Source organism: Daeguia caeni (assembly GCF_042653845.1).
Lineage (GTDB): Bacteria > Pseudomonadota > Alphaproteobacteria > Rhizobiales > Rhizobiaceae > Brucella > Brucella caeni.
In genome coordinates this window covers 22,568-34,078 of record NZ_JBHSEL010000123.1, presented here as the reverse complement: position 1 = coordinate 34,078, position 11,511 = coordinate 22,568, and the positions used below count along the sequence as shown (strand labels likewise).

Below are 11,511 nucleotides of genomic sequence, written 5' to 3'. Positions count from 1 at the left end.
TTACCAATTCGGCGAATATAGGGCGTGGCTGGATTTGCTGCTTTCCCATATTACTGGAGGCTATATTGTTTACACTTTCTGATCGTGGTGCGGTTGAACCTTTTCACGCCATGGATGTATTGGCCGAAGCCAATCGTCGCCGTGCGGCCGGCCATCCGATCATTTCCATGGCGGTTGGTCAACCGGCTGATCCTGCGCCGCAGGCCGTGCTTGCAGCCGCAGAACGCGCCCTGAAGGATGGACGCATTGGCTATACCGATGCGCTTGGCCTGATTGAACTGCGCGAGGCAATCGCAAGCTATTATAGCGATCATTACAGTGTGAACGTATCACCAGAGCGCATTGCCGTTACGACCGGATCATCGGCAGCCTTCAATCTTGCCTTTCTTGCCTTTTTCGATCCGGGCGACCGGGTTGCCATCACCCGTCCGGGCTATCCGGCCTATCGCAATATTCTGACCGCGTTTGGCCTTGAGGTCGTTGAGATTGCAACGGGTGGTGAGGGTGCAAACAACATGACCGCCGAGGCCATTGCCAATGCGCACCGGGAAAAGCCGTTGAAGGGCGTCCTGTTTGCAAGTCCGGCCAATCCGACCGGCGCTGTGATCGACAGGAAGGAATTGCAGGCCATCATCGAAACGGCGCAGTCGCTTGGAATCCGGGTGATTTCCGACGAAATTTATCATCGCCTGTCTTATGAGACCGATGATGTTACTGCACTGGAATTGTCCGACACCGTGACGGTGATCAATTCTTTCTCCAAATATTACTGCATGACCGGCTGGCGCATTGGCTGGATGGTACTGGCCGAGCAGGATGTGCGCGCCATCGAGCGGCTGACTCAGAGCCTTTACATTTCAGCGCCGGAACTGTCGCAGCGCGCCGCCATCGAGGCCTTTCACGCCACAGAAGAACTTGAACGGGTCAAGGATCGCTATCGGCACAACCGGTCAATCCTGATGGAGCATCTGCCGCGCATGGGGCTGACGCTTGCTGCGCCCATGGATGGTGCCTTCTATGCCTATTGCGATGTCTCGCGCTTTACTAATGACAGTATGGAATTTGCCCGCCGCATGATTGCCGAGGTTAATATTGCCGCAACACCGGGGCGGGATTTCGATCCGCTGAATGGCCACAGGACAATGCGCTTTTCCTACGCCGGCAAGATCGAGGACATGGAAGAGGCCGTACGCCGACTCGAAGCCTGGCTGCCGCTGCAATCAGCCTGAGACAGCGGGCGCTTTCCGGCAAAGCCCTGGCATGCGAGGCTGAAAGCATGCCATGCCGGCCAAATCTTGGCCGACATGGCAGAGACGAACTTCAAAAGACTTTGGTATTTACATCAAAAAACCGGCGTTTCCGCCGGTTTTGTTGAATTGCCTATCAGAAAAAGCCCTTGCGCTGCCACCAGCCAACGCGTTTTGGTTTTTGTTCCTCGGAGTTGCTGGAGGTGACACTCGGCTCGGCCGGTTTTGTTTCCTCGGCTGCCGTCTCTTGCGGTGTCGCCGCGTTCTTGACCGTCTCTTCTTCAACGGCCGTCACTGCTTCTGCAGCAGCCTTCGGGGCAGCCTTGCGAGTGCGGCGCTTCGGCTTTTCGCTGGTTTCAACCGCTTCAGCTGCTGCCACATCGGCTTCTTCGACCACCTTCTTGCGCGAGCGCGTCTTGCGGGCAGGCTTTGCGGCTGCTTCCTCGCTGGTGGCTTCGCCGGCCGTTTCAGCGCTCTTTGCGCTCTTGCGGGCGCGCGTCTTGCGGGCAGGCTTTTCCACAACGGCTTCTGCTTCAACGGCTTCTGCTTCCGTGACCATTTCGGCTGTTGTTTCTGCAACCGATTCAGTCGTGACAGTTGTTTCCACGGTCACTTCTTCCGCGACCGTCTCGACCACGACTTCCGGCAAATCTTCGGTTGCAGGCGCTTCTTCGACCTTTACCGGGAAGACTGGCGTATAGCCAACCGGCTCCGGATCCGGAATGCGCGCCATACGCAGATCATCGTCACGACGATTCTTGCGGCCACCACGGCGGCCGCGACGACGCTTCTTGCGCCGTTCTTCCTCATGCGCGGCAGGTGCGGCTGCAGCCGTTTCGCTGTCTTCGGATTCGCCATTGGCGTCGTCGGAAGCAGTCTCGCCCTGGGCAAGCTGCTCGCGCGCCTCGCGATCCTTGCCACCGCGGCGGCGACGGCGGCGACGGCGTTTGCGCTCGGATTCGCTGCCGCGCTCCTCTTCAGCCGTGACTTCAGCTTCCACAACCTCTTCGCTTTCCTCTTCATCGAGTGGAATATCCGGATCTTCGATGTCGTCATCGGCATAGTTGCTGAGCTGAACTGGCGGTATGGTGACCGGACGTGTCGATGGTGCGCCCTTTTCGATGACAAAATGCTGGTTGCCAACACTCTCATCAGCGTCAATGGTGATTTCGACACCAAAACGGCCTTCGAGATCGGCCAGAAGCTGACGCTTGTGGTTAAGGACATAAAGTGCAGAGGCTGCCGGCGTGCGCACCTTGATGTCATAGCCGGGATGGCGCAACAGATAGTCCTCAATGCCGCGAATAATGTGCAGCGCAAGCGAGGAGTCCGAGCGGACATGGCCGGTACCGCCACAATGCGGGCAGACCTTCATCGTGCTTTCCAGAACAGAGGCACGAATGCGCTGGCGCGACATTTCCAGAAGGCCGAAATGCGAAATCCGGCCGACCTGAATGCGGGCACGATCGTCCTTCAGGCAGTCTTTCAGCCGCTTTTCGACCGCGCGATTGTTGCGCTTTTCTTCCATGTCGATGAAGTCGACGACGATCAGACCGGCAAGGTCTCGCAGGCGCAGCTGACGGGCGACTTCTTCGGCAGCTTCCAGATTGGTCTGCAGCGCCGTGTCCTCGATCGAGTGTTCACGCGTTGAGCGGCCGGAATTGACGTCGATGGCAACCAGTGCTTCGGTCTGGTTGATGATGAGATAGCCGCCGGATTTCAGCGTCACCTGCGGCTGCAACATGCGGTCAAGCTGGGCCTCGACGCCATAACGCGTAAAGATCGGAATCTGCTCGCGATAGGGCTGGACGACCTTGGCATGGCTCGGCATGAGCATGCGCATGAAATCCTTGGCCTCGCGATAGCCTTCCTCGCCGGCCACAAGAATCTCGCTGATATCCTTGGTGTAAAGGTCGCGGATCGAGCGCTTGATCAGGCTGCCTTCTTCATAGACAAGGGCAGGTGCCTGCGATTGCAGGGTCAGTGTGCGGACATTTTCCCACAGTCGCATCAGATATTCATAGTCGCGCTTGACCTCGGCCTTGGTGCGGTTGGCGCCGGCCGTGCGCAGGATCACGCCCATGCCCTGCGGCACGTCGAGTTCCTTGACGATTTCCTTCAGACGCTTGCGATCCTGCGGATTGGTGATCTTGCGTGAAATGCCGCCGCCACGCGCCGTATTGGGCATCAGCACCGAATAACGGCCGGCAAGGGAAAGATAGGTGGTCAGGGCAGCACCCTTGTTGCCGCGCTCTTCCTTGACGACCTGCACCAGCAGGATCTGGCGGCGCTTGATCACTTCCTGAATATTGTACTGGCGGCGATGCGTGCGGGTCGGTGTCGGCAATTCTTCCATTGCGTCTTCCGAACCGACCGATTCAACAATGTCCTCTTCATGTTCGACATCATGGTCGTCCGAATCATCAAGATCATTGTCGATTGATTCGGAAATGACATCACCTTGCTGCATCAGGGCAATCGCAGGTGTGCCCGGTACATAATTGTCGAACATCGGGCCGACAGGTTCTGCCGGCGGCACGCCATTGGCGCGCGCCTCGCCATTGCGTTCATCACGGCGACCGCGGCGGCGGTTGCGGCGAGAGCGGTCATTCTTGTCGACCTTGGCGCGTGGTTCGTCATCGTCATCTTCGGCACGCGCGGCTTTGGCTTCGGCTTCAAGCAGGGCCAGACGGTCAGCGACCGGAATCTGGTAATAGTCCGGATGAATTTCCGAGAAGGCAAGGAAGCCGTGGCGATTGCCGCCATATTCCACGAATGCAGCCTGCAGCGAAGGTTCGACGCGGGTGACACGTGCGAGATAGATATTGCCTTTCAGCTGCTTCTTGTGTTCCGACTCGAAATCAAACTCTTCAATCTTGTTCCCGCGCGTGACGATGACGCGCGTTTCCTCCGGGTGGGAGGCATCGATAAGCATTTTGTTGGACATAGATGTTTTTCCTGCCGGAGCGCAAACCGCGTAAGCCAGGCGAGACCATTAGGGCCCTTGTTCTGATCGCGTTGCGTCTGCCGGGTAATTTTAGGTTCGTCGGGTAAACAGCATTCACCTCCGCGTGCGACGGTCTTGCGTCGATCACGGTATTCAAGCTGGAAATGGTCAGACTTGCTTGACCCATAACTGTTCCGAACGAAACGACCTCGTATATGACCCGGAAACACCGGGTCGACCTCACTTGCGCTCTATTCAGAGCAATGGCGACAGCGCGGATGGCGCGCAGTCGGCCGGTTGAAACGGAGCGGCTATAGGCCATAGCTCCGCCGAATTCTGTATCGGTTGCCGCAGCGGTTAAATGATATGCCGCTGTTTTCACTGCCGATCTTCGTGGCTCTTGTCCAAACCTGCCAAAGATTCTGTCAGTTAGTCCGTAACCTAACTAGCTTTTATGACCTCACAGGTAGGATGACAAGCACGAATATCAGTTGACACTGCTATCGCAATTGCGGCCAAACGCCATCATGGGCAAGAACGAACGCGTGGTTGAAGTATTCATTAATCAACCTTCTGTAGTTGTAATTCATGCCGGGGCAGGGCAAAACGCCATAAATGTGCTATGCGCATTTGTGGCATATTTCATCAAGTGTTTCGATTGTGACGATAGATGCATATTGGGACCAGACATTGTGAGTCATTGGGCAAGACAGCGCTGCGGGTGATTGCCGCATTGTTTGTCCTGCTGTTTTGGCTGCCGGCATCGCATGCCGCAGCCAGCATGGCGCCCAGCCTGTCTGCGCTGACATTCCGCATGGCAGGCGACGCCCAGCGCACGCGCGTGATCGTCAATTTCGATCAGGAACCGCAGATCTCATTGCTGCTGCTTGCCAATCCCTATCGTCTGGTGCTCGACATGCCGGAAGCCCGGTTCGGCTTTGATGACAGCAGTCTGGCTGCCCGTGGCCTGGTCACCAGTGTGCGCTATGGTCTGGCCGGCAAGGGCCGCTCACGCATCATCCTGACCATGAAGGGGCCATTCAAGGTTGAGAATCTGAATGTCTATCGCCTTGATGAAACCAGAGGCTACCGGCTGATGGCTGATATTGTGGCTTCTACCGAAGAAGAATTCCGCACGGCCATGACAGGTAATCGCACGGGCAGCAGCTTTGGCCTGTCCCGGCAAACGAGTCCGCTTGCCTCGCGTCTGTTCGGGGATGAAAAGCCCTTCACCGTCATGATTGATCCTGGCCATGGCGGCATCGACAGTGGCGCTGAAAGCGTAGGCAACCTGAAGGAAAAGGATCTGACGCTGGCCTTTGCACGGGAATTGCGTGACCGCCTGGCGCAGGAGAAGGGCATGCGTGTCCTGATGACACGGGATGATGATATTTTTCTGCGTCTGTCGGAGCGGGTGCGTCTTGCGCGCGAAAGCGGGGCGGACCTTTTCATCTCCATCCACGCCGACAAGATCAACCAGAGTGATATTCGTGGCGCAACCGTCTACACGATTTCGGACAAGGCCTCTGACGCAGTGGCACATGCCATGGCCGAGCGCGAAAACAAATCGGACACGCTTGGCGGCGCAGTGCCGGAAGAACAGCCTGAAGTGGCCGATATTCTGCTCGATCTGATGCGGCGGGAAACGCACAGTTTTTCACTCATCTTTGCTGAAGACGTGGTTGCGAATCTGCGCGGCAAGATTGCACTCATCAACAATCCGCATCGCTTTGCCGGTTTTCAGGTTCTGCGCGCGCCGGATGTTCCTTCGGTCCTGATCGAACTCGGCTATCTCTCCAATAAGGAAGATGAAAAATTGTTGACTGATCCGGAATGGCGGAAACTCTTTGCCGACAGAATCGCGTTGGCTGTCAAAAATTTTGAAACAGGCAAACGCGTTACAACGCTGTCCAAACAGTGAGTTGCCTTTTCAAAACAGTGCTCTTTTTTAAATGACAGCCATCTTGTTCAGGATTTTTGCCCGATATGCGGTTTTGGAATGGCGCTGTTCAAACTTTTGACATTTTATTTCTGGAGCACGTTTAATTGCTAAAATATTGTAACCGTCTTGCCTTTGTCGTAATTGCTGGTCACTAGAACGCTGATCTTTGTTGTAAATATCCGGTGCTTCGCGAATCCTGTTCCTGGAGATCGTTGACGAAATGGCAGATAGATGGATTTGAGTTTTGGCGATCAGGGTGAGATGTCGTCGGCAGCCTTGAAACGGCTATAGTCTTAAGGTGAGAAACCGGAACAATGGTTAGGCTAATCGGATATTTCTTTGGAATTGGAACCGTGCTGCTTCTCCTGGTAGCAGGCGGTGTGGCAATTTTCATTGCAAGTATCTCAAAGGATCTGCCCGATTATGAATGGCTGGCCAAATATGAGCCGCCGGTCATGACCCGCGTTCATGCCAATGATGGCAGTCTCATGGCAGAGTTTGCGACGGAGCGTCGTATGTATCTGCCAATCCAGGCTGTGCCGAACCGGGTCAAGGCTGCCTTCATTTCGGCCGAGGACAAGACCTTCTATGAACATCATGGTCTTGATTTTGGTGGTCTTGCCCGTGCATCCCTGACCAATGTCGTCAATCTGATCCATGGCCGCCGTGCCGTCGGTGCATCGACCATCACGCAGCAGGTTGCCAAGAACATGCTGCTGTCCTCCGAACGCAGTCTGGAGCGCAAGGCCAAGGAAGCGATTCTGTCCATGCGCATGGAGCAGGCGCTCTCCAAGGATCGTATTCTCGAACTCTATCTCAATGAGATTTATCTCGGTCTTGGCGCCTTTGGCATCGCCAATGCCGCACAGACCTATTTTGACAAGGCCGTCAGCGAACTGACCTTGGCCGAGACAGCCTATCTTGCCGCCCTGCCGAAGGGGCCAAACAATTATAATCCGTTCCGCTATCCCGAACGCGCCATCGAGCGCCGTAACTGGGTTATCGATCGTATGGTCGAGAACGGCTATGTGACGCGGGAAGAGGGCGAAGAAGCCAAGCAACAGCCTATTGGCGCCAAGCCGCGCACCGATACCAATTATGTGTTTGCGGCGGAATATTTTACCGAAGAGGTACGCCGCCAGATCATCCAGAAATACGGCGTCGATACGCTATACAAGGGTGGTCTGTCCGTTCGCACGACGCTTGATCCGCGCCTGCAGGCTGCAGCGCGCAAGTCATTGCAGGCAGCCTTGCTGCGCTTTGATGAGGCGCGCGGCTGGCGTGGCCCGATCAAGAATGTCGAGATTGGCGATGACTGGGGTACGGCCTTTGGTGATCTTCAGCCCTATTCCGACGTGCCGGAATGGAAACTTGCCATTGTACTGAATGTATCGGCTGCCGGTGTTGATATTGGAATGCAGCCGCCACGCGAGGCCTCCGGCAAGCTCAGCAAGGAACGCGATCGTGCCTTCATTGCCGCCGACGACATGAAATGGGCCATGCGCGTCGTCAATATTGGCAACAAGCGTGTCAGCGCCAAATCGCCGGAAGGCGTGCTGAAGGTTGGTGATATTGTTTTCGTGTCCAAGGTCTCTGATGGACGCTACCGTCTGCAGCAGCCGCCGAAACTGGAAGGCGCCATCGTTGCCATGGATCCGCATACAGGCCGCGTTCTGGCCATGGTGGGGGGCTTTTCCTTCGGTGAATCGCAATTCAACCGTGCCACGCAGGCCTATCGTCAGCCGGGTTCCTCCTTCAAGCCGTTCGTCTATGCTGCAGCGCTGGATAATGGCTATACGCCGGCTTCCGTTGTGCTTGACGGCCCGCTGGAAATCGATCAGGGCGGTTCGCTCGGAATCTGGGCACCCAAGAACTATTCCGGCAAATTTTCCGGCCCATCGACGCTGCGCTACGGTATTGAGCAGTCGCGTAACGTCATGACCGTCCGTCTGGCGCAGGATATGGGCATGAAAATGGTGGCAGAATATGCTGAGCGTTTCGGCATTTACGACAAGATGCTGCCGGTGCTTTCCATGTCGCTGGGTGCTGGTGAAACCACGGTTCTGCGTCTGGTAACGGCCTATGCGGTCATTGCCAATGGCGGCAAGAGCATCACCCCTTCTCTGATCGACCGCATTCAGGATCGTTACGGCAAGACGATTTTCAAGCATGATGTGCGCCAGTGCGAAGGTTGCAATGCCGCCGAGTGGAACAATCAGGATGAACCTGTTCTGATTGATGATCGCGATCAGGTGCTCGACCCGATGACGGCCTATCAGATCACCTCGATGATGGAAGGAGTGATCCAGCGTGGTACCGCACAGATTCTGAAGAGCCTCGATCGTCCGATCGCCGGCAAGACGGGTACCAGTAACGATGAAAAGGATGCCTGGTTCGTGGGCTTTACCCCGGATCTCGTCGTTGGTGTCTTCATGGGCTATGACACGCCAGCTCCGCTTGGCAGGGGCAATACTGGCGGTGGTCTGGCTGCCCCCGTATTCAAATCCTTCATGGAACAGGCGCTTGCTGGTACGCCGAAAGTGGACTTCCGCGTTCCGGAAGGTATGACCGTCATTGCCATCAACCGCAAAACCGGCATGCGCACCAGTCCGGGCGACCCGAATCTCATCATGGAGGCTTTCAAGCCGGGCACCGGACCATCGGATACCTATTCCGTGATCGGCATGGATACGTTCCAGGAAGGATCACCCATCGTGCCGCAATCTCCACAGGCAACGAAGGCCATCAATTCAGGCGCTGGCGGCCTTTATTAAGCCGCCGGTCCAATACTTTGTTTTCTGGATCTTTACATGGTGAGGCCTGCTCACTATGTTCCCGGCGGCTGAACCGGCCGGTCCGGGCAGTTTCAGGAAAGGTGGGACCGGTTTCTGTCTGCAACTGTGGAAAAGCAGATTGTCAGGGCAATTCAGAGTGTCGATGGGAAGCTGAATTGCTAGGCAGTGGTTCACTGCAAAAGCGGCTTTTGTGTTCGACATGTCTGAAAGAATCGGGTTTCCGCATTCATGATGGGCATGCGTCGGACGAGAAGGCGAAAGCCGTTATCATCGGAATGCAATTTGAAGGAACGATTTACCCATGCGCGCGGAAATCGAGACGTTGGTCGACGAAATCCAGCAGGCCATAAGCCTGCTGAGGAGGCATCTTTGACTGGGATCAGGCAGTCAAACGCCTCGGCTATCTGAACCAGAGAGCCGAAGATCCTGAGCTGTGGAATGATGCACAGGAAGCCCAGAAGCTGATGCGCGAGCGTCAGCAGCTGGAAGACAGCATTAACGGCATCAACCATCTTACCCAGTCGCTCAATGACAATATTGAGCTGATTGCCATGGGTGAGGAGGAAGGTGACAAGGCGATCGTGGAGGAAGCGGAAAATGCCATCCGCGAGCTGAAGTCGGAGATCGACCGTCGCCAGATCGACATGCTGCTTTCTGGCGAAGCGGATGCAAATGATACCTATCTCGAAATTCACGCCGGTGCCGGCGGAACCGAGAGCCAGGACTGGGCATCCATGCTGTTGCGCATGTATACACGCTGGGCAGAACGCAGTGGCCGCAAGGTCGAGGTGCTGGAAGTGCATGAAGGCGAAGAAGCAGGTATCAAGTCTGCGACCATTCTCGTGAAGGGGCATAATTCCTACGGCATGCTCAAGACCGAGTCGGGGGTTCATCGTCTGGTGCGCATTTCGCCTTATGATTCCAATGCGCGTCGTCACACATCCTTTGCCAGTGCCTGGGTCTATCCGGTCATTGATGACAATATCGATGTGCAGGTTTCTGAAAGCGATGTGCGCATCGACACCTATCGCGCATCTGGTGCTGGCGGCCAGCACGTTAACACGACTGACTCTGCCGTACGCATCACGCACCTTGCGACAGGCATTGTCGTGCAGTGTCAGGCCGAGCGCTCACAGCATAAGAACCGTGAAAAGGCCTGGGCGATGCTGCGGGCGCGCCTTTATGAAGAAGAGCTGAAGAAGCGTGAAGCTGCAACCGATGCAGCCAATGCCAGCAAGACGGATATCGGCTGGGGTCACCAGATCCGCTCCTATGTCTTGCAGCCTTATCAGCTGGTGAAGGATCTGCGCACCGGCGTTGAAAGCACTAATCCGCAGGAAGTGCTGGATGGCGCGCTCACTCCGTTCATGGAAGCAGCCCTTGCCCACCGCATACACGGCGGCAATGAGGTCATTCAGGATATTGACTGATATTTCAGCTACTTGTCTAACAAAAGCCCGCCAGACCGGCGGGCTTTTGTTTGTCCTGATTGCAGTTCAGATATTCCTGCTGCCTTTATTGGCCTTGCTGTAGGGTACGGGGCCGGTGATGATCGGGTCAATTGCAGCCTCGATGCCGTCCTGCTCCGGGCTGAGGGCATTCGACTCGTCTGTATGCGGCCTTTCCTTGGGCATGGCAGGGAAGGGCTGGGTTCTGGCAACAAGCGTTTGACTGGACGGAACTTCGTGCTTTTGGTGCAAGGCTGCCAGCACCAGCTGATTGTTGGTTGTGGCATAGGCGGCAAGACTGCTCATGCAGAGCAGAAAAATGACCACGCATGCCAGCAGAAGTTCGGTTGCCAGAAACCAGAACGGGTATGGCCCGGACACAGAAAGCTGCAAGGCAGCATGTGGGGCATGATGGGCATCTACTGTCTGCTTAACTGTTCTGCGCGCCATGGCTGTCTTCCCGGTTTTCGCCATTTCTGTCAATGGAGCCAATCTAATGGCCGATTGTGGAGAGCCTGCGTTCATGCAAGCACAAACGCGCACTTTTGGTCACTTTTGCAGTCAGTGGTTAATGATGGGTTAAGCCGGGATGCGCATTCCGATCAGAGCGCGCGGGCAGCCTCAAGCACGGCTTCGGCATGGCCAGCAACCTTGACCTTGTTCCAGATTCTGGCAATGTGGCCGCTTGCATCAATGAGTACAGTCGTGCGCTCAACCCCCATATATTTGCGCCCGTAAAGGCTCTTTTCGACCCAGACACCATAGGCCTCCAGCACCTTGCGTTCGACATCTGCCGCCAGATCAACTGTCAGGCCATGTTTGCTGCGAAACTTGCCATGTTTTTCGGGGCTGTCGGGTGAAATGCCGATGACACGCACGCCAAGCTTGTCGAAGTCAGGCTTGAGTGCGGAAAAGGCAATCGCTTCCTTGGTGCAGCCCGACGTATCATCCTTGGGATAGAAATAGACGACGACTGGTTTGCCGGCGAGTTGCGCCAGTGAAATCATGTTGCCCTGATCATCCGGCAGGCAGAAATCCGGTGCTTTGTCGCCGACCTCTAAATGAGACATAGTCACGCCTCTTTCTGTTGTTATGAGCGCCATTCCGTTACGCCCTGCAATGACGACGTAAC

The 11,511-nt window shown here is 55.8% G+C and carries 7 protein-coding genes; 4 read left to right on the top strand and 3 right to left on the bottom strand.

Features of this window, described 5'->3' with window-relative positions:
• The first annotated feature begins 65 nt into the window (after positions 1 to 65).
• On the top strand, positions 66 to 1,229 hold the full coding sequence (locus ACFO1V_RS13445; RefSeq protein ID WP_374832433.1) for a pyridoxal phosphate-dependent aminotransferase: 1,164 nt from the start codon (positions 66 to 68) through the stop codon (positions 1,227 to 1,229).
• Positions 1,230 to 1,383: 154 nt separating this feature from the next.
• Here the strand turns inward: ACFO1V_RS13445 and ACFO1V_RS15500 are convergent, their stop codons facing one another.
• On the bottom strand, positions 1,384 to 4,194 hold the full coding sequence (locus tag ACFO1V_RS15500; RefSeq protein WP_445438788.1) for an Rne/Rng family ribonuclease: 2,811 nt from the start codon (positions 4,192 to 4,194) through the stop codon (positions 1,384 to 1,386).
• A 670-nt stretch (positions 4,195 to 4,864) separates the two neighbouring features.
• On the opposite strand from ACFO1V_RS15500, the gene ACFO1V_RS13430 reads away from it, so the two are divergent.
• From ACFO1V_RS13430 to prfB, 3 genes are all read left to right on the top strand, one after another.
• Positions 4,865 to 6,115: an N-acetylmuramoyl-L-alanine amidase gene (locus ACFO1V_RS13430; RefSeq protein ID WP_374832431.1), complete on the top strand. Its 1,251-nt coding sequence runs from the start codon at positions 4,865 to 4,867 to the stop codon at positions 6,113 to 6,115.
• A 335-nt stretch (positions 6,116 to 6,450) separates the two neighbouring features.
• Complete coding sequence (locus tag ACFO1V_RS13425) at positions 6,451 to 8,910, top strand: penicillin-binding protein 1A (RefSeq protein WP_374832429.1); 2,460 nt, start codon at positions 6,451 to 6,453, stop codon at positions 8,908 to 8,910.
• Between the two features lie 322 nt (positions 8,911 to 9,232).
• Positions 9,233 to 10,361, top strand: a protein-coding gene (gene prfB / locus ACFO1V_RS13420) for a peptide chain release factor 2 (RefSeq protein WP_374832427.1) whose coding sequence is annotated in 2 segments (ribosomal slippage) — positions 9,233 to 9,301 and positions 9,303 to 10,361 — 1,128 coding nt in all. Because the reading frame shifts where the segments join, the coding sequence is not laid out codon by codon here.
• A gap of 66 nt (positions 10,362 to 10,427) precedes the next feature.
• Here prfB and ACFO1V_RS13415 read toward each other — a convergent pair.
• Entirely contained in the window at positions 10,428 to 10,829 is a 402-nt protein-coding gene (locus tag ACFO1V_RS13415; protein WP_374832425.1) for a hypothetical protein, read from the bottom strand.
• 152 nt (positions 10,830 to 10,981) lie between these two features.
• Positions 10,982 to 11,449, bottom strand: a complete 468-nt coding sequence (bcp, locus tag ACFO1V_RS13410) for a thioredoxin-dependent thiol peroxidase (RefSeq protein WP_374832423.1) — start codon at positions 11,447 to 11,449, stop codon at positions 10,982 to 10,984.
• Between the last annotated feature and the right edge of the window lie 62 nt (positions 11,450 to 11,511).

Bases quoted from the DNA above. Each gene is read 5' to 3' on its own strand.
- ACFO1V_RS15500 (WP_445438788.1), bottom strand. From the start codon at position 4,194: ATGTCCAACAAAATGCTTATCGATGCCTCCCACCCGGAGGAAACGCGC.
- ACFO1V_RS13430 (WP_374832431.1), top strand. From the start codon at position 4,865: ATGCATATTGGGACCAGACATTGTGAGTCATTGGGCAAGACAGCGCTG.
- ACFO1V_RS13425 (WP_374832429.1), top strand. From the start codon at position 6,451: ATGGTTAGGCTAATCGGATATTTCTTTGGAATTGGAACCGTGCTGCTT.
- ACFO1V_RS13415 (WP_374832425.1), bottom strand. From the start codon at position 10,829: ATGGCGCGCAGAACAGTTAAGCAGACAGTAGATGCCCATCATGCCCCA.
- bcp (WP_374832423.1), bottom strand. From the start codon at position 11,449: ATGTCTCATTTAGAGGTCGGCGACAAAGCACCGGATTTCTGCCTGCCG.